This is a genomic window from Photobacterium kishitanii (assembly GCF_003026355.1).
Taxonomy (GTDB): Bacteria; Pseudomonadota; Gammaproteobacteria; order Enterobacterales; family Vibrionaceae; genus Photobacterium; species Photobacterium kishitanii.
The window spans coordinates 157118-178080 of the sequence record NZ_PYON01000001.1; the positions used below are offsets into that span (position 1 = coordinate 157118).

The following is a 20963-nucleotide window of genomic DNA, read 5'->3' on the forward strand; positions in this document are numbered from 1 at the left end:
AAAGAGGAAGGTTTAATCAGTTACTTTAGGGGGTTTAGTGCGCAGACATAAAAAAACCAAATTGAACATTATATTCAATTTGGTTTAATAGCTAAGGATGAGCTTACATTATAAGATTGTATTAAAGACCATTAACAATATCTTTTACTAATCGTGGGCCATGGTAAATAAAGCCAGTATAAACTTGAACTAATTGAGCGCCGGCTTGCATTTTCTCACGAGCAGCCATTGCTGAATCAATACCACCTACACCAATGATCGGTAATGCACCGTCTAAGGCAATTGCCATTTTACGAATAACTTCGGTGCTTTTATTTTGTAATGGACGACCACTTAGTCCGCCCATTTCATCACAATGATCCATTCCTTCAACCAAGGTACGATCTAATGTGGTATTTGTACCAATAACGCCATCAATGTTATTACGAATTAATGACTCACAAACCTGAACGATTTCTTGATCATCAAGATCTGGTGCGATCTTAAGTGCTAATGGTACATACTTACCGTGTTTTTCGGCTAGTTCGGTTTGTTTTTGTTTTAGTTGTGATAGCAAATCATCTAATGCTTCACCATATTGAAGCGAACGTAATCCCGGCGTATTTGGCGATGAAATATTGACAGCGATATAACCTGCATATTGATAGACTTTTTCCATACAGATTAGATAGTCTTCAGCACCCTTTTCTATTGGCGTGTCTTTATTTTTACCGATGTTAATACCAATAACACCGTCATAGGTTGATTTCTTTACGTTCTCTACTAAATTATCAACGCCAAGGTTATTAAAACCAAAACGGTTGATAATACCTTCTGCTGGAATTAAGCGGAATAAACGAGGCTTATCATTACCTGACTGAGGGCGTGGTGTTACAGTGCCGACTTCAACAAAACCAAATCCCATCGCGCCAAATGCATCAATACATTCGCCATTTTTATCAAGGCCAGCAGCTAGACCAACAGGATTTTTAAAAGTAATGCCCATAACTTCAACTGGACGTTCAGGTACCTGTTGACGATAGAAGATATCAAGTGGAGTGCCAGTAAAGCGAGAAAAGTTTTGAATAGCGAGGTCGTGTGCTTTTTCTGCATCCAACTGGAAAATAGCGGATCGTGCGATGCGATATAACATTATAACTCCATTAAAAATCCCGTATAAACGGGGTGGTATTATTCACAGTTATAACGCTAAATACAATCCTTATTCATTTGATTATTATCAATAAAACAGCAGCTTATATTTTATGTCAATATTTACAATGAGTTATAAATAGCTCTTATTTAAAATAATTGTTATTAAAAGCAAACGTTTTCGTAGCTGCTGCCAAAAACCCACAGCAAGACACATGTTGATCACGAAAAAACAACCAATAAAGTACATTTTTATTACTTAAAATAACGCGTTCTGATTATTCAGCTGATTTAGAATGAATATTTAATAATGTTAACTCTCTTAGTGCTACGGCAAATTTAGCAAATTCATGCACTGTCCCTATTTTAAATTCCGTTAATACACTTTCCCAACGCTTAATCGGAACAGGATGTTGATCAATCCATTGCCGTACACACTCTTCTGGCTGAGAGGCTGTATTTTGAATAACTGAAATAGTGAGTTGTCGTTGTTGCCAATCGAGCTCTTCCCTAAATGATGCTCGTGCCAATGCTTGCCAGTGATTATCTACGGGTTGATTATTAATTTGTTTCAAAAACCAGTGTAATGATAAATCAACACCAACAATAAAATACACGCGAGCAATATGGCTTACATCCTGTTGTTGATGATCTGCAATTTGACCAATATCCATCGCACAATATAAACTTGATAGCCGCACAATATCATTAGCCAAACTTTGAGGTACACCGACGTTTATCAAACGTTGAGCTTGCTGTTGATGCTCTTGTACTTCGTCCGTGACAAGGTAACTTTCTAAGTTTTCCCGTAAATCAATAATATAAGGCGTATAGAAACTGATCTGTTGTTCTATCGTTAACTTTCTATCTTGATTACGTAACAGCCATCGCGTTATTCGGCGTAACATTCGACGACATTGAAACAGCATGTCGTATTGTGTCTCTGTGGCAACTTGGTTATCTAATCGACGAATAGCGCTATACAGTTCAGGAAAATTGAATATTTCACGTCCCACAACATACGCAGATGCAATATCCGTTATTAATGAGCCTGTCTCTTCATGTAGCCGCGTAACAAAATTACACCCCATTTCATTCGACATCTGATTAGCTAATGCTGTCGCTATAATTTCTTTAGTTAACGGATGATGATTCATTTGTGGGTGATATCGTTGTAATGCTGATGGAAAATATTTCGCTAACTGGTTACGGTGAAAAGCTTCATTAGCAATATCATCACTCTCTAATTGTTGTTTTAAGACCATTTTCCCATAAGCCACCAGCACTGATAGTTCAGGCCGAGTCAGACCTATTCCTGCTTTTTCTCGTTCAATTAAAGTTTCATCATCAGGTAAATACTCAAGACAACGGTCCAATTTCCCTATTCGCTCTAAATGATGAATAAAACGAATTTGTTCTTTCAGTAATACCGTCTTCTGGTATTGAGTAACCGATATTGATTCACTTTGACAATAAGCATCAGCTAATACTTGTTGACTCACATCGGCTTCCATCTTATCCAATAACACATTGCGCTGCTTATAAGTCAAATCACCAGCAACAACGAGGCTATTTAATAAGATTTTTATATTTACTTCATTATCAGAGCAGTCAACACCCCCGACATTATCAATAAAATCACAATTAACCCTTCCCCCTTGTTTAGCATACTCAATCCGTCCTAATTGAGTTAGGCCGAGGTTGCCACCTTCCCCAACAATCTTTGCTTTTAATTGATTACCATTAATTCGTAATCCATCATTCGCACGATCGCCAACATCAGTATTTGATTCTGTTTCTGCTTTAATATAGGTACCAATACCGCCATTCCACAACAAATCAACATCCATCATCAAAATCAATTGAATCAATTCATTCGGGGTACAGCTGTGTTTTTTTGTTTGCAGTAATTTTTTTATCTCTGGCGTAAGTTTAATCGCCTTGCTACGACGAGAAAACACACCGCCACCAGCCGAAATGAGTGTTGAATTATAATCTTGCCAACTAGACCGTGGTAATTCAAATAAGCGCTGCCTTTCTTGAGTACTGGCCTGTTCATCTGGTGCTGGATCAATGAAAATATGTTGATGATTAAAAGCAGCAATTAAACAAACATGAGGTGAAAGTAACATACCATTACCAAACACATCACCGGCCATATCACCAATACCAACGCAGGTAAATGGCGTCGTTTGACAATTAATCCCTAATTCACGGAAATGCCGTTTAACTGATTCCCATCCTCCTTTCGCAGTAATGCCCATCTGCTTATGGTCATAACCATGTGATCCTCCAGAGGCAAAGGCATCACCTAACCATAGTTGATAATCTGCAGAGATTGAATTAGCTAAATCAGAAAAAGTGGCAGTGCCTTTATCTGCAGCAACAACCAAATAAGGATCATCGTCATCATGGCAACGAACATCTACCGGTGCAACAACCTTACCTTCTATAATATTGTCAGTCACATCAAGTAGCGCTTCTATAAAATGTTTATAACAACGCATACCTTCATGAGTGACTTCTTCTCGCGTTTTTAATTGCAGTTGCCGTTTACATACAAAGCCACCTTTAGCCCCCACAGGTACGATTACCGTATTTTTTACTTGCTGTGCTTTCACTAAACCTAATATTTCGGTTCTAAAATCTTCCTGTCTATCCGACCAACGCAGCCCACCACGAGCAATTTTACCTGCCCGTAAATGCACTCCTTCAATATCAGGTGCATACACAAAAATTTCAAACATTGGAATGGGGGCTGGAATGTCGGGAATATTAGTGGGTAATAGTTTTACAGCTAAACAATGCTTAGGTTGATAGTCACTATCATGTTGATAATAATTAGTGCGAACAGTTGCTAGAATCATATCGATATAACGTCGAATAATACGATCATCATCTAAACTTTCTACCAATTCTAACTTTTGCTCTAATTTTGACACTAACGCTTGCTCGTTTTTGAGTGAATGATTGCATTTTGTATTAAAGCGTAACTGAAACAGCTTTACTAAATCGCATGCAATATCACTATGGTACGTTAACGTATCTTCAATATATTGCTGACTAAATGGAAACCCGACTTGGCGCATATAGCGAGCGTAACAACGCAAAATAGTCACTTCTCGCCCAGTTAATCCTGCATTTAGCACTAATCGATTAAAACCATCACTCTCAAGTGTTCCTTGCCAAATCAAAGCCAATGCATTTTGAAACCGATCTCTTGCTTCTATTAAATCAATACCACCACGGCGGCTATGTAGCATTGAAAAATCAAGCACCCAATAAACGGTATTCTTTGCCGTTATAACTTGATATGGAGATTCACCAACAACACGTAAACCTAAGTTCTCCAACATTGGCATGACATCAGAAAGGTAGATGGGTTGAGTTCGGTGAAAAAGTTTAAGTTTAACGACACAAGAATCTGAAGCTTCTTCTTGGGGTCGATAAAATAGCATGCCAAGCTTGTTAGTATCGCTTAGCTGTTCTAATTGAAGTACATCCGCGACAGCATAACCGGGTAGCATTTGTTCTTTATAAGATCGAGGAAATGCATTGGCATAATTTTTAGCCACCGCAATACCTTTACTTTCACCAAGATTAGCGACTAAAGCATGAGTTAATCTGTCTTCCCACAATGAAGCGACTTCTACCAAATTATGCTCAATCTCTTTAACATCAATATCGCTATTATTGTTATCAACTCGCACAATATAATGCGTTCGAGCTAACCGACTCTCTGAAAAAAACGTCGTAAACTCAACATGTTCATTAGACCCAAGATACGCTTTTAATATCCGTTGCGTCTTTCGCCTTAGCTCAGTGTTATAGCGTTCTTTACTGACATACACCATGCATGAAAAAAAACGACCAAAGGGATCTCGCCGAATAAATAACCGTAATAAATCACGATTTTGCATCTGTACGACGCCCATCCCCACAGTTAGCATTTCATTTTCATTCGCTTGAATAAGCTCATCGCGAGGATAGGTTTCTAATATGTTATTTAACGCTTTCCACGAATAAGATCCAGGTGAATATCCACTGGCTTGTAAGATACGACTAACACGATTACGTATTAAAGGAATATTACTGACGGTTTGATGATAAGCACTTGAGGCGTATAAGCCAATAAAGCGGTGCTCCCCAATAATATTGCCTTCAATATCAAATCGTTTAATACCAACATAATCAATATAAGCTGGACGATGAATACGTGACTTACCATTACTCTTGGTAAGAATAAGTACTTCAGGTTTTTGTGCCTCAATACGTGCAGATTCAGGAAGGCTAGATAATCTAAATGAAGCCGCTGATGTGGTTTTAGTGAGTAGCCCTAAACCAGTATGTTTAACCGGTGTTAATTCATAATCGCCATCTACAACGCTAAGATCATAAGTATGATAGCCCATAAAGGTAAAATTATGCTGAGTTAACCAATCAATGAACTCGAGTGCTTCTTGGCTATGTTCCTTTGAAATAGGTAAATCATGATCTTGCAATTCAGACGCTATTTGCAGTAACTTTTGTTGCATTGGCTGCCAATCATGTACCACCAGCGTAATGTCTTTTAATAAAGAAGTTAACTCCCGCTTTAATTGCGCTATTTCGGCTTTTGTAGGTAAACGATCAACCTCAATATGAAATAAAGTTTGTGGATCGCCATCATCACTACAAGCCTTAATAATTTGTCCATCATCATCACGTTGAAAGCGATACGGTCCATTAAGCATTAAATGGCTTGTTATATCGAGTCGATCTAACACCATTCGAACAGAATCAACTAAAAATGGCTGATCCGGTGTCACAATCTCAACCACGGTATGAGTCGATTTCCAGCCATGAAGACTAACACTTGGGTTGTAAACTCTAACAGAGATCTGATCCGGTTTGTTCATAGCCAAATGTTGCCATAAACTCAGGATCGCACCATAAAGATCAGATTCGTTACGCTGTAACAGGTCGTCATCGGCGAGCTGCCCTAATAGTTGCTGGGCGAGTGTCATAACTAAAACACGTTGAGGGGGCTTTACTTTTTCAGCAATTAAGTCATACACTTTTTCAAGTAAAACGGGGACGATATTGTCGGGTGCAGTCATGCATATGCTCCAACATCTTTATAATTATACTAATAAGTATAGAGTTTGATGCTGGGGGCGTAACTTTTTAGAGGAGTATTAATCTAAATACGTTCAATTGTCTCGAATTTGTTATCGCTATTAACTAAAACACGAAATTTTCCAGCTATACCTGCATGAGTTAAAAATCCACGTAACCTCACCGCTGGCAATTGAAGCTTTAATCCCGTATCGGTTAATACCACCACACTACTTGCGGCACCAGAATAGTGCTGTAAGAATATATTGTAGCTAATATTAACGTTAAACGTAAAACTGCGCATAACTTATTAACCTATATCTAAAGATTTAAAAATATTATAAAACAATAGCATAAAATAAAAGCCAGTCACTATTTTAGTGGCTGGCTTTAGTTTCATAACCATTTAAATCACGAATGATTATTTTTGGTCAAGTGCTTTTTGTACTTTTTCAAATAAGTCTTTTGCCAGATTATCCATGGCAGCTAACTTTTCAAGTTGAGCACGCATCAATTGTTGACGACTCACATCGTAATGACGAAGTTTAAGCAATGGCTCAATTAAACGCGCAGCAACTTGCGGATTACTGGTGTTTAAAATCACTAATATCTCAGTTAAAAATTCATAGCCAGAACCATCTTTAGCATGAAAATGTACCGGATTATTAGCACTAAAACCTGCAACTAAACTACGGGTGCGATTTGGGTTTTTAAGGCTAAATGTTGGGTGATTCATAGTATTACGTACATTCTCTAATGCATCAGCAGCAGGATTTGTACCTTGCAACATAAACCATTTATCCATCACTAAACCATCATGGCTCCACTTATCACTAAAGTCAGCCATTTGCGCAGCACGACAACTAAGTTGCGCATTATTTGCAGCCGACATTGCGGCCATTGTATCTGTCATGTTATCTGCTGCTTTATATTGCGCAGCAACTAATGCATTTCCTTGCTCTGTATATGCAAGGTATGACAAGCATTTATTACGCAGTGCACGTTGTGCCATTGCCGCATGATCGAGGCTATATTTAGCTTGAGTTAAGCTATGATAAATTGCGCTAAACTCATCTTCCATCTCAGTGGCTAATAATTGCGTAAATGCGCCAGCAACCTGATTAATCGCATCCACATCAACAGTTGTATACCAACCTGCAATTTCATTTTCACTTGGCAGAGTTAGCATTTCAGCAATAAAAGCTGGATCAAGATTTTCATCCAGTAATGCGCCACGGAAAGCATCAATAACCGCGTCAGGTAATGTAATATTTTGACCCTGTTGTACACGTTCTACATTTTGGCGGATATATTTTGCCAATAACATTTGACCCGCATCCCAACGAGCAAATTCATTAGATGCGTGAACCATTAAGAAAATAAGTTCATCATCAGTGTAGTCATATTCTAAAATTACCGGAGCAGAAAACTCACGTAGCATAGAAATAACAGGTTGCTCGACTACATTATCAAACACAAATGTTTGCTCGGCTTCTTTTACATCAAGTACATGATGTACCGATTGGCCATTACTCTGTAAAGCAATCACTTCACCTTTGCTATTGTATAACTCAATATCAAAAGGAATATGTAACGGCTGCTTTTCAACTTGCTCAGCCGTAGCTGGTGTCTGTTGGCGAATAGTTACAGCGTAACTCGCCTTCTCCGCATCATAAGCTGTTGATACTGTTACAACAGGCGTACCTGCTTGACTGTACCAACGACGGAAACGGCTAAGATCAATTCCCGATGCATCTTCCATTGCTTGTGCAAAATCATCACACGTTGCAGCAGTGCCATCATGACGCTCAAAATACAGCTTCATGCCAGCTTGGAAGTTTGCTTCACCTAATAAAGTATGAAGCATGCGGATCACCTCACTACCCTTTTCATACACAGTTAAGGTATAGAAATTATTCATCTGAATCACTTTTTCAGGACGAATTGGGTGTGACATTGGACCACGATCTTCAGCGAATTGTGGTCCACGAACAATACGTACATTAGCAATACGGTTAACAGGTCGAGAGCCCAAATCAGACGAAAACTCTTGATCACGGAACACCGTTAAGCCTTCTTTTAAACTCAATTGGAACCAATCACGACAAGTAACGCGGTTACCGGTCCAATTATGGAAATATTCATGACCAATAACGGCTTCAATACCTTGATAATCAGTATCTGTAGCGGTGTTTGGATTGGCTAATACAAATTTAGAGTTAAAGACATTAAGACCTTTATTCTCCATTGCGCCCATATTAAAGAAATCAACCGCCACAATCATGTAGATATCAAGATCGTATTCAAGACCGAAACGTTCTTCATCCCACTTCATTGAGTTTTTAAGGGATGTCATCGCATAATCGGCACGATCAAGATTGCCCTTATCGACAAAAATCTCTAGTGCAACATCACGTCCGCTCATAGTGGTAAATGTGTCACGTAAGACATCGAAATCACCGGCAACAAGTGCAAATAAGTAAGATGGTTTAGGGAATGGGTCTTGCCACTGAACCCAATGACGCCCATTATCAAGCTCACCTTCTGCAATACGATTACCATTGCTTAGCATGTAAGGAAAAGCGGCTTTATCTGCAATAATTTTAGTCGTGAAACGTGCTAAAACATCTGGACGATCTAAATAAAACGTTATACGACGGAAACCTTCTGCTTCACACTGGGTACAGAAACCACCACCAGATTTATATAGACCTTCAAGTAAGGTATTGGCTTCAGGATTAATTTCAGTCGTAATCGCCAATTCAAAATCAGCAGGAAGGTTTGTTAACGTTAAATGTCCTGACTGCTGGTGGTAATCTTGCCAAGCTTGACCATTCACACTCACGTTAATTAATGTTAAATCATCACCGTCTAACACTAACTCAGCGTCCGCTTGTTCGCTAAGACGTACTACATGACTAATGGCAACAACAGTGGTCTTGGTATCATTAAGGTCAAATGTCAGATCAATATCAGTAATGGTATAATCAGGCGAACGATAGTCTGAACGATATTTTGCTGCTGGTTGAGTCACAGTAGAATGTTCTGTCATTATTTGAAATCCTTTATGATTAGCTCCAATGCTAAATGCACGAGCTACCGATTAATGTTGACTGTTATATAATTGATATTGTGTCACCAATAACACTTTTCAAGCTTGAATTCATAGACAATATTTATTATCGCTAACGTAATCGTTTACGTATATTAATAGCAATACACGTTGAGATGATTAATGCAACAGTCACAATAGGTAAACTTGATATTCCTTGACGTAGTTAACCTCTTAGGTCACAATCTCACACCAGTTAAATAGTTTAGTTATTTATTTACTAAGTCTTATAAACCATGTCCAAGACATTGAATTTAAAGATCCTATAATTATAAAAATAAATTCTTTAAGTTTATTAATTTGAGTATCTACTACCAGATATGAATAATAACAGACACAATAATGGGGTTATCGACTCCCTGCTTGATACTGATGCTTATAAACTGCATATGCAACAAGCCGTTTTCCATCAATACCCAGGCGTTGAAGCTGTGGCAGAATTTCATTGCCGTAGCGAAGAAGATTTACGTCCGTATGCTGCTGAAATTAAAGCACAAATTGATCAAATTGCGACCTTATCTTTCACTCAAGGTGAACTTGACTTCTTATCGACTCTGACTTTCTTTCATGCCGATTACCTTGCGTTTCTAAAAGATTTCAAACTTAATGCAAATGATGTTGAAATTGATACCTCCGGTGATCAATTAGCAATTACTATTCGTGGCACATGGCTGAGTATCATTTTATGGGAAGTACCTTTACTTGCCATTATTTGTGAAATTCGCTGTAAACATCTTTACCCACAAGCCACTACAGCGATGGCAATTGAGCAGTTAAAATCAAAAATTGACCGCTTCTATCACGACGCTAAAAAGTGTGATTTAAGCCAATTTGCGTTAGTTGACTTTGGTACTCGTCGCCGTTTTTCAAAAGATGTTCACCATCATGTTGTTGATTATTTAAAAGACAATATGCCTGAATTTAAAGGAACATCGAACTACTATCTTGCTTACACGCGTGGTTTAACACCTGTCGGTACTCAAGCACATGAATGGTTCCAAGCACATCAACAACTTTCAGGTGAATTGGCTGATTCCCAGCAACTAGCCCTTAATCGTTGGTTACAAGAATATCCTCATGATTTAGGCATTGCGTTAACTGACTGTATCAACATGGATGCATTCTTACGCGATTTCGATCAACGCCTTTCAGAGCGCTTTATTGGTTTACGCCATGATAGTGGTGACCCTATTTCTTGGGGTGAAAAAGCCATTACGCACTATAAATCTTTAGGTATTGACCCAAAAACTAAATCTTTAGTATTTTCAGATAGCCTAACACTTGATAAAGCATTAGTTATTTATAAACACTTTAATGATCATATCAATGTTAGTTTCGGTATCGGTACTCAACTCACCTGTGATTTACCTGGTGTTAAAACACTAAATGTTGTTTTAAAATTGACGGAATGTGAAGGTCGACCAGTAGCAAAGATTTCTGATGAACCAGGAAAGAGCATTTGTCGTGATGAAAACTATCTAGACCAGCTACGTACTGCTTTTAAACTAGTCAACGAATAATTGGCTACAAAAGATAAAGTTATCATTCAATAAAAAAGCGAACAATCATTGTTCGCTTTTTTATGCTTTTAATACCATACTAATACAACCCATCGTTGCTATTACTCTCGACTTAATATTGCTTCCATTCCAAAATGCTTGTTGGTAAGCGTTAAAGTGTTATGTCCATTTAATACAAAATAACTGTCATGTTGCCCTTCTTCATACAATAATACTATCTGATCATCTTCTAAATAATACACACCTCGGTGCTCTTTCTTTTTCCCTGCTTGATTAGATATTTCAGCCGAAAATAAAAAATCAGGACGTAAAGATAATGCAAACTCTGAAATATTATCAGCTACATCTTGTCCTGAAATAGTTTCTGTTCGCCAATTTCCAGCTAAATGTTCAGGTGCAAGTTTGGTGAAGTGAGCACCATCAAGAACAAACCGATTATAATTAAGCAAATAGGTATGCATTTGATCATCATCACCAGATGAAAAGAAAGTGATATTGGTATCATCAATATCATAGTTACCCGTCCACTGCTCAACTTTGCCATCAATCCGTAATAATCGCATCGAAAAGTGATAGTCTGATTTAAACATTACATGCATTGCACGATAACTTTCACCATCACTTTCTATACCCTCTTGTTGATTACTAAACCAATACCAATTACCTAATAAAAAGGGGTAGTCAAATTCAGTAATATCATCAGCAATCGAATTTACACTGAACAAGCTCAAGATAAATAACCAGAAAAAATAAAACGTCTTCATCATACGCATTTCCCCTTGCTGAATATTTTAGCTTTTGTATTTCCCCTTCAAATTGCAGAGGTCTCATACTTAAAGCTAGTTGGGAAACCTAATTTTCGATGAAAAATATGCTGATTATCACACTTTATGATTTAATCTCTCTCAATAATAATACAAAAAATCACAGACAAAAAAAGCGCTCCTAAGAGCGCTTTAATAATAGAGACATCAACAAGATAATGTCATTCCGTATCATACTTACGATTGTTTTTGATTACTAAAATCAGCTGTTATCGCAATGGCTTCATCAAGATAAACATCTGGAGCTTCATAATCTTTCGGCACCGCATCCAAATCAGCAAAAGGCTTTTCACCTAACACTTTTTGACGTTTATTTAAGCGGGCTAAACGATCAGCATCCTCTTTATCTTGTTCAGCTATACGTGTCTTTTCATTCAATGAAATTGTATTGATATCTTTTTCCTTTTTATAGGTAATAATATCTTCATTGATAAAACCAAATTCCATATTATTTTTAATACGGGTTTGGTGCTCAGCTGTTAGTATCGGTACAAGCGTACTATAGTCATGTAACTTCTGATAACCTGCTGGTTTAATACTATCCCAAGGTAATGCATTATCCTCAACACTTTCTCCCGTTTCAGATGGATCAATCGCTGAAGGGAAAGAAATATCAGGTACAACACCTAGGTTTTGAGTACTTCCACCATTAATACGGTAAAATTTTTGGATAGTATATTGAACATGGCCTAATGGTTTATCAAATAAATCATAAAGATGATTTAACGATCGGTGTTGTTGCACCGTACCTTTACCAAAAGATTGCTCGCCTAAAACAATAGCACGTCCATAATCTTGCATTGCTGCAGCAAAAATCTCTGAAGCAGATGCACTATAGCGGTTAACTAATACAGTCAACGGCCCATCAAACGAAATTTGATCGTCTGAATCACCATTTACTTTAATTCGACCATAACTGTCTCGCACTTGCACAACCGGCCCACTCGAAATAAATAAACCTGTTAACGCAGTCGCTTCAGTTAAAGCACCACCGCCATTATTACGTAAGTCGATTACAACACCATCAACATTCTGATCATTCAATTTAATCAGTTCTTTTTTGGTATCTTTTGATAATCCCACATAAAAGCTTGGAATTTCAAGCACACCGATCTTTTTACCATCGATAGTTTTCACTTCCGACTTAGCAGCACGATCTTCAAGACGAATCTTATCTCGTACAATCGTTACGGTGTAACTCTTTGCATTATTGCCTTCAGGTAATATATCCAGAATAACCTTACTGCCTTTCGGCCCTTTGATTAACTGAACAACATCATCAAGACGCCAACCAATTACATCAACAACTTTCTTGCCTTCTTGACCAACGCCAATAATGCGATCACCTGCTGCTATTTTTTTCGAACTCGCAGCTGGTCCACCAGCAACTAAAGAACGGATCTTGGTATAATCATCTTCTACCTGTAATACTGCGCCAATTCCTTCTAATGACAGATTCATCTCTGCCTGAAATTGTTCAGCATTGCGTGGCGATAAATAACTTGTATGTGGATCGACTTCACGTGAGAAAGCATTCATATATAACTGAAATACATCTTCACTATGAGTTTGTGTTAGACGCTTAATTGCATTGTTATAACGTTTAGTTAACGTTTTTTGAATCTCAGGCCATTCTTTACCTGCAAGTTTAAGATTTAACGCGTCGTATTTAACTCGTTGTCGCCAAATCTCATTCAATTCAGTGCTGTTTTTCGGCCATTCAAGTTCTGAACGATCAATAACAAAATCATCTTTATCATCAAACTTTATTTCGGTATCAAGTTGAGTAAGTGCAAATTGATAACGTTCAAAACGACGTTGAAGGACTTTGTTAAAAATATCAAATGCAGCTGATGTATTCCCTGATTTCAGTTGATCATCTAACTGATTTTTCCATTTTCCAAACTGTTCAACATCTGTTGCGTCAAGAAAGCTTTTATTATAATCAAGCATTTCAATATAACGATTGAATACTTGTCCAGAGAACTGATCATCAAGTGCAAAATGCTTATAGTGAGAACGCGTATAACGCGAAGCCACCCTAGTGCTCGCGGTTGCATGCTGTTTTTCAGGAGCAAGGTGCGGCACATCACTTAATGAATACTTAGCCTCAGCGGCTTGAACCGAAGCTGCTAGCATCATGCCAGCAGCTATCAGTGAGAAACGGAATCGACAATTCATGTGTCGCGCATTCTCCTTTATGAACGCAAGTGCCCCGCTTTAACAGCCATTACTAGACCGTTATTTAAACGAACTCGCACATCGTCCTTGTTAATTTCAACAATAGTCGCAGGCATATTACCAGAACCCATGTTCACTTGAACATTTTTGCCTACAATTACTTCATCAGCATTCAGTACACGTGTCGTCTCTACAGGCTTCTTCTTAATAGTAGCTGTTTTTGGCTTCACATTACTAGATTTAGCTGTTTTAGCTCGAGTTTTTTTAACTTCGCCTTCTTTAGCCGCTTTAGCAATTGCTTGCTCTTTACGACGAGTGCGTACTTTAGCTTTGCTTTCTTCTAAAGCTTTAAGCGCATGATCTACGTGCTCTTGCTCTAGAACATCACAATCATTACCATCTAGATCAACACGGTTCACACCCGCTTTAACACCGTGAAGGTAACGCCAAGAAGATGTGTATTGACGTAAAGCTGTACGTAGTTGAGTCTTGCTTACTTTTGGATCTTCATTAAGACGCTCTGCAAGGTCTTGGAAAATACCAATCTTAAGTGGCTTCGCTTCACCTTCAACAGTGAAACATTTTGGGAAACGCTCAGCGATGTATGCAATAACTTCTTTACTGTTCGTTAACTTTTCAGAGTTTTCCATGGAGTTTCCTGACATAAACGAGGATTGCTCGTTATTTGTGCTTTGTTCAAAAAGAAATAGTGCTGCTATTATAATTACCTAACGCGGAAAAACCACCGAAAGCATGAAATTAGAGTACTTTTTGTAGTGCTTCTACGAAAGAAACTAGACCTCGTTCATCATTTTGGTCAAATCTTGACAAAATTGGGCTATCAATATCCAACACACCGATTAATTTTCCATTCACTGTTAGTGGAATAACTATCTCAGAATTACTTACAGCATCGCAAGCAATGTGCCCTGGAAAAGTATGTACATCCGCAATCCGCTGTACTTTGTTCTCAGAAATAGCGGTACCACAAACGCCTCGCCCAACCGGAATACGCACACATGCAGGATTTCCTTGAAATGGGCCCAAGACTAATTGGTCTTGTTTGAGCAAATAAAACCCAACCCAATTAATTTGTTCTAACTCCATATTTAATAACGCACTAATATTAGACATATTAGCGATAAGATCTGTTTCACCTTCAATTAATGCCAATGCTTGTTGGGTGAGGCGATTATAAAAAGCGATTGTATTTTCCATAGCTTACTCCGTATATAGCCGTTAGAATAGCAAGAATAATATTGATAATAGGAATTATTCTCACTGTGAAAGATAAGAACCATCTTATGATTAATTGGTCTTGGTTACTACTACAAGCGAAACTACATAAACCAAGATTAATTATTGCGAACATTATTGCCGTTATCGCAACCTTGATCAGCGTACCCATTCCACTTCTGATGCCGTTAATGGTTGATGAAGTTTTATTGCACAAACCAGGCGAAGGCATTACCTATCTAAATACCCTTTTACCATCTGCTTGGCATAATGCAACTGGTTACATTCTTTTAGTGCTTGTTCTGGTTGTATTAATGCGTACGTTCAGCCAAGCGCTGAATATACTGCAAAGTCGACAATTTACATTAGTATCAAAAGACATAACCTATAACCTGCGCCAACATTTACTCGATAAATTAGGCCGTATAAGCATGCGACAATATGAAGAACGCGGTAGTGGCGGTATTAGCTCCCACCTTATTACTGATGTCGAGACGATTGATAAATTTGTTGGTGATACATTAAGCCGTTTTATTATTGGACTATTAACTGTTATCGGTACGGCTGGTGTCCTCTTATGGCTTGATTGGAAACTTGGGCTCTTTATTCTTATTATCAATCCGGTTGTTGTCTATGCCTCTAAATTGATGGGCAACCGAGTTAAAAACCTCAAACGTAAAGAAAACCAATCTTACGAAAAGTTCCAACATCGTTTAATAGAGGTATTAGATGGCCTTTATCAATTACGGGCATCTAATCGGGAACGTGACTTTTTAGAACAATTAAAAGGTAATGCTAGTGATATTCGTCATAGTGCAGATAAATATGCATGGCAATCAGAAGCAGCTGGTCGTGTTTCCTTTTTATTATTCTTGATTGGTTTTGAAATTTTTCGTGCTGCCGCTATGCTCATGGTGCTATTTAGTAACTTAACCATTGGTGAAATGTTAGCTGTATTTAGTTACTTATGGTTTATGTTAGGCCCTATTCAAGAATTATTAGGGATTCAATTTGCTTGGTATGGCGCCTCTGCAGCAATGCAGCGTCTCAACAGTTTATTAGCCTTAGAAGAAGAAACGCGTCTACCGGCAACGGTTTACCCTTTTAATGATGATGAGACCATTGCGATTAAAATTCGCAACTTACATTTTTCTTATGATAACGACAAAGAAGTACTCTGCGGTTTGAATCTCGATATTCCCGCAGGAAAACGAGTAGCATTAGTTGGAACCTCTGGTGGCGGAAAATCAACATTAATTCAATTACTATTAGGTATCTATCAAAAAAGTAGCGGTGATATTTTAATCAATAATCACCCTATTGAAGCTGTTAGCTACGAAGCACTGCGTGAAAAAATGGCAGTCGTATTACAGCAACCAGTACTATTTAATGAAACGTTACGTCATAACTTAACACTTGGAGCGCCATACAGTGATGATGAATTATGGCAAGCTTTAGATATAGCTCAATTAACCGATGTAACTGAACGCCTAACTCACGGATTAGATACTGAAATTGGCCGTCAAGGCATTCGCTTATCTGGTGGGCAACGACAGCGACTGGCTATTGCGCGTATGATACTCTCTAATCCTGAGTTTGTTATCTTAGATGAAGCCACTTCAGCGCTAGATACATCAACAGAAGCCGCTTTACATACTGCTCTCAATACTTTTTTGAAGAATAAAACGACCTTAATTGTTGCCCATCGTTTATCTGCAGTGAAACAGGCTGATATTATTTATGTACTTGAAGACGGCTTAGTTAGCCAATCAGGGACACATTTAGAACTGATCAATAAACACGGTCTTTATCAAACACTTTATGGATCAATTCAATCAGCGGAAATCGCCACGAATGGCAGCAATCCTCACGAAGCAGTAGCCAGCGTCAACACAAAATAATATAGTGTGCACCAATCGGCGCTCATTGATAGTTGTTATTGTTTTTCTATTAACAATAAGTGACTAACAACTCAATGAGCGCTTTTGTACACCTTATAACTAAAGGAAGAAACGCACCATGTCGAAGGCTCGACGCTGCCCAGGCTGCGATTTACTTGTGTTGCCAGAAACAGCAACTCAAGGACACAGTGCCTATTGTCCACGTTGTCATACTCGACTCTATCGCGGCGGTATTGCGCGCTTTAATGCAGAATTAGCGATTGCGGTTGCCTGTCTTATTCTTTATATCCCTACGATTAGCCTACCGTTAGTTACCATTCGTTTAATTGGCCAAATGATCCCTGCAACACTAACCTCTGGAACCGTTGCACTTGCTCCAACCTTTCCTGCTGTTGCGATATTAATTCTCTTTTGTAGCGCAATAGCGCCATTATTACTAATCAGTGCTGTTTTAGGAGCACAGTTCTCGTTACGTTTTCGACAATTACGATTATTTAAGCTATCACTATGGATCCTCTCACATTTAAAACAATGGGCAATGCTGGAAGTCTTTTTAATTAGCTTAGCTATTTCATGTTTTAAAATGCAAGAAGTCGCAGAAATTTATGTCGGAGTTGGGCTTTATTGCTTGATCAGTATGCAGATTTTATTATCGGTATTGTTAACTAAAATCAGTGTCCGTCGTTATTGGGATGCTTGGCAGCCAGAAAATGAACATATCAGTGACAAACTTGATACTGTCTGTCATAGCTGTCACTTAACCCAAGAAGCTCTACCGCATTGTCGTCGTTGTGGCAGTCAATTACATCACAGAATCCCTAAATCACTTCAAAAAACATGGGCATATCTCATTACCGCTAGTATTTTCATCTTACCAGCAAACCTTTACCCCATTTCTATTTTTATGAATAACGGTAAACGTATTGAAGATACCATCTTTTCAGGGGTCGCAGGTTTAGTAAAAACAGGAATGACCAGTATTGCCATCATTATCTTTGTTGCCAGTATTGTTGTTCCCGTCGCTAAAATCATTGGGTTAGCGTATATATTATTATGCATTCAATTTAAACAGCGTAGCCAACGCCTACAACGCATGCGTATTTTTCGCATAGTGCATTGGATTGGAAAATGGTCTGTTATGGATCTTTTTGTAATAGCGATTATGGTCGCTTTAATCGATCGTGGACAACTTCTTGATTTTACACCGGGACCAGGCGCCATTGCTTTCGGTGTAGTCGTTATTTTAACAATGTTAGCAGCAGAGAGCTTAGATTCTCGTCTAATCTGGGACAAATATGAACAACGAACCAAATAACGAGCAACCACAACAGGTTAGTATTCGCCGTGATCGCGGCTTATCCCCTTTATGGTTATTACCAATACTGGCAATTATTGTCGCTGGGTGGTTATTATATAAAGCAGTTAATGAGGGTGGAGAACGTATTCAAATCCACTTTAATGATGCTGTTGGTTTAGTCGCGGGGCGTACCACTATCCGTTACCAAGGATTAGAAGTTGGTATCGTGCGTGATGTAACTTTATCGAAAGATCTTAAAAGTATCTATGTTTCTGCTGATATCTACCCAGAAGCAGTAAAAACATTACGTACACACACACGGTTTTGGTTGGTCAAACCCAAAGCCTCTATTACCGGTATTTCTGGCTTAGATGCATTAGTTTCAGGTAACTATATTGCCCTTCAACCGGGAACAGGTGATGAAGCAACAAAGTTTACAGCGTTAGAAAATCAACCTGCAAATATGCCCACAAATGATGGTTTAACCTTACAATTAAAAGCACCTAATTTAGGCTCTCTCAGTATTGGCTCCCAAATTTTTTATAAAAAGATCCCTGTCGGTGAAATTTATAACTACACCCTTAGTGCTAATAAAAAAGAAGTGCTTATTGACGCACTAATAAAACCACGTTATGCCAACCTCGTCACTAACAAGAGCCGTTTCTGGAATGTCAGTGGGGTCAGTGCCAATATCGGTTTTAGTGGTGTCGATGTCCAATTTGAAAGTTTATCTGCATTAATCGCCGGAGCGATTGCCTTTGATTCTCCCGATGCAGGTAAGCCAATTGATGAAGGACATTTATTTAACCTGTATTCTGATATTAATACTGCTGGTCGTGGTATCGCTATCACAATCACCCTTCCTGATAATAATAATATCAGTAATTCAGGTGCGCCGATTATGTATCGCGGCCTGCAAATTGGTAAGATTTCAGATTTAAAACTGGATGATAAAACCAATAAAATTATTGCCCATGCCGCCATAGAACCGAGCATGAGTGATTTACTTAATAATGGCTCACGGTTATTGCTAGAAGAAGCACAAGTTTCACTCACTGGTGTCAAAAATATTGGTAACCTTGTTCGTGGTAATTATTTACGCTTAATTCCCGGCGAAGGTAAAAAAGCACGTCATTTTACAGCTATCACCCAAAATACGCTTGAAGAGCAGCAACCAGGTGTCGCTGTTTTCTCACTATTTGCTGATCAAAGCTATGGCTTAAAAGCAGGAACAAAATTACGTTACCGCGGAATTGATGTTGGTCATATAACAACAGTGAAACTCGATGGTAATCGGGTGCGATTAGAAACATTAATTCAACCGCAATATACCCATTTAATTCGCTCTCATAGTCGTTTCTTTATTGACGGCGGTATTAAGGCCAATATCAGTAACAGCGGCGTAGATGTTTCTATTCCAGCAGCAGATCAATTGATCAGTAGTGCCATAAGCTTTACATCTAATGGTAAAGAAGGAATACAAAAGAGTTACTCTCTCTTTAAAGATAAACATCTAGCCAAACTTGCGGATGAAAAGTTAAAAGGCTTCACTTCTATTACACTTGTAGCTGATAACTTACCAGCAATCTCTGAAGGCAGCCCGGTGCTTTACCGTAACTTACAAGTCGGTGAAATCACCAGTTTTGCACTTAAAACATCAGGGGTTGAGATAAAACTTAATATACAAAAGAAATATCGTCATTTAATCGATAATAATACTGTGTTTTGGAATCGCTCAGGCGTTGAAGTTGAGGCTGGGCTTAACGGCGTTAAAATCAAAGCAGCGCCACTCTCGACATTATTAAAAGGCGGGATTGCATTCGATTCAATAAAAGGTGTTACTAACCGTTCTGGTCATGACTATAAACTTTACCCTAGCCTAAGTGATGCCCAACATTTTGGTGCAATGATTACGTTAACGGCTGATGATGCACGTTCGATTTCAAAATCAACAGCGATCAAATATCAAGGCGTTGTCATTGGTAAGGTTGATAATATTGAGCCTAACTTTGAACATAATAATGTCACAATAAAAGCACGCTTATTCCCTCAATACGCAAAAGTAGTTGCGCGTAAAGATAGCTATTTCTGGGTGGTAAAACCAAAGATAAGTTTAAATGGCAGCGAAAACCTAGACTCACTATTAAGCTCATACATTGCTGTACAGCCAGGTAAGGGCTTAACATCTCATACTTTCAAATTAGGTTCTGCCGAATTATTTGATGCAGGCAAAACCTTTATTTTAGAAAGTGAAGAAAGAGGTTCAGTCAGCGAAGGTACTCCATTGCTTTATCGTGATATTCAAGTAGGACAAGTTATTAAAGTCGCTTTAGGCGCATTAGCCGATCGCGTTTTAATTACCGTCCAAATTGAACAAAAATACCGTCACCTTATTCGTGCTAATAGTGTATTTTGGAATGCATCAGGACTAAACGTTGATATCGGTATTACTGGCGCAAAAGTAAAAGCCGGCACTTTTGATAGTTTGCTTCGTGGTGGTATTTCATTTGCTACGCCAGCAACACACCCACTCGCGCCATTAGCAAAACAAAATAAACACTTCCTACTCAATAAAGAAGTAAACCCCAAATGGCTTAGTTGGCGAACGGCTATTCCTATCAAGTAACTATTTAAGCAACAAATAATTAAGGGGCATTTAATGCC

At 38.4% G+C, this 20963-nt stretch carries 12 protein-coding genes; 4 read left to right on the forward strand and 8 right to left on the reverse strand.

Annotation, left to right across the window (positions count from 1 at the left end; genetic code table 11):
* Positions 1-121: 121 nt before the first annotated feature.
* The 4 genes from pyrD to pepN form a co-directional block, all read right to left on the reverse strand.
* Positions 122-1132: a quinone-dependent dihydroorotate dehydrogenase gene (gene pyrD, locus C0W29_RS00695; RefSeq protein WP_045042006.1), complete on the reverse strand. Its 1011-nt coding sequence runs from the start codon at positions 1130-1132 to the stop codon at positions 122-124.
* Positions 1133-1409: 277 nt separating this feature from the next.
* A complete protein-coding gene (locus tag C0W29_RS00700; protein ID WP_107174213.1) occupies positions 1410-6230 on the reverse strand; it encodes an NAD-glutamate dehydrogenase in 4821 nt (1606 codons plus the stop codon).
* A gap of 83 nt (positions 6231-6313) precedes the next feature.
* Positions 6314-6532, reverse strand: a complete 219-nt coding sequence (locus C0W29_RS00705) for a DUF2835 domain-containing protein (RefSeq protein ID WP_045042005.1) — start codon at positions 6530-6532, stop codon at positions 6314-6316.
* Between the two features lie 117 nt (positions 6533-6649).
* Complete coding sequence (gene pepN, locus C0W29_RS00710) at positions 6650-9280, reverse strand: aminopeptidase N (protein ID WP_045042004.1); 2631 nt, start codon at positions 9278-9280, stop codon at positions 6650-6652.
* 380 nt (positions 9281-9660) lie between these two features.
* Between pepN and pncB the strand changes: the two genes are divergently transcribed.
* Positions 9661-10860 carry a nicotinate phosphoribosyltransferase gene (pncB, locus tag C0W29_RS00715; protein WP_045044512.1) on the forward strand — a complete coding sequence of 400 codons (1200 nt, stop codon included), beginning with the start codon at positions 9661-9663 and terminating at the stop codon, positions 10858-10860.
* A 101-nt stretch (positions 10861-10961) separates the two neighbouring features.
* Here pncB and C0W29_RS00720 read toward each other — a convergent pair whose 3' ends face one another.
* The 4 genes from C0W29_RS00720 to C0W29_RS00735 all read right to left on the reverse strand — a co-directional run bounded on the left by C0W29_RS00720 (position 10962) and on the right by C0W29_RS00735 (position 15083).
* Positions 10962-11627, reverse strand: a complete 666-nt coding sequence (locus C0W29_RS00720; RefSeq protein ID WP_045044511.1) for a lipocalin family protein — start codon at positions 11625-11627, stop codon at positions 10962-10964.
* Positions 11628-11861: 234 nt separating this feature from the next.
* Positions 11862-13865: a carboxy terminal-processing peptidase gene (gene prc / locus C0W29_RS00725; protein ID WP_045042002.1), complete on the reverse strand. Its 2004-nt coding sequence runs from the start codon at positions 13863-13865 to the stop codon at positions 11862-11864.
* Positions 13866-13882: 17 nt separating this feature from the next.
* Positions 13883-14515 carry an RNA chaperone ProQ gene (gene proQ / locus C0W29_RS00730; protein ID WP_045067066.1) on the reverse strand — a complete coding sequence of 211 codons (633 nt, stop codon included), beginning with the start codon at positions 14513-14515 and terminating at the stop codon, positions 13883-13885.
* A 109-nt stretch (positions 14516-14624) separates the two neighbouring features.
* The gene (locus C0W29_RS00735) at positions 14625-15083 is read right to left on the reverse strand and encodes a GAF domain-containing protein (protein ID WP_045042001.1); all 459 of its coding nucleotides are present in this window, start codon (positions 15081-15083) and stop codon (positions 14625-14627) included.
* A gap of 86 nt (positions 15084-15169) precedes the next feature.
* On the opposite strand from C0W29_RS00735, the gene C0W29_RS00740 reads away from it, so the two are divergent.
* The 3 genes from C0W29_RS00740 (at position 15170) to C0W29_RS00750 (ending at position 20925) form a co-directional block, all read left to right on the forward strand.
* Entirely contained in the window at positions 15170-17002 is a 1833-nt protein-coding gene (locus C0W29_RS00740; RefSeq protein WP_045044510.1) for an ABC transporter ATP-binding protein, read from the forward strand.
* 118 nt (positions 17003-17120) lie between these two features.
* On the forward strand, positions 17121-18317 hold the full coding sequence (locus tag C0W29_RS00745; protein ID WP_045041999.1) for a paraquat-inducible protein A: 1197 nt from the start codon (positions 17121-17123) through the stop codon (positions 18315-18317).
* Positions 18298-20925, forward strand: a complete 2628-nt coding sequence (locus C0W29_RS00750) for an MlaD family protein (protein WP_045041998.1) — start codon at positions 18298-18300, stop codon at positions 20923-20925. The genes C0W29_RS00745 and C0W29_RS00750 overlap by 20 nt, the downstream gene beginning before the upstream one ends.
* The last annotated feature ends 38 nt before the right edge of the window (positions 20926-20963 follow it).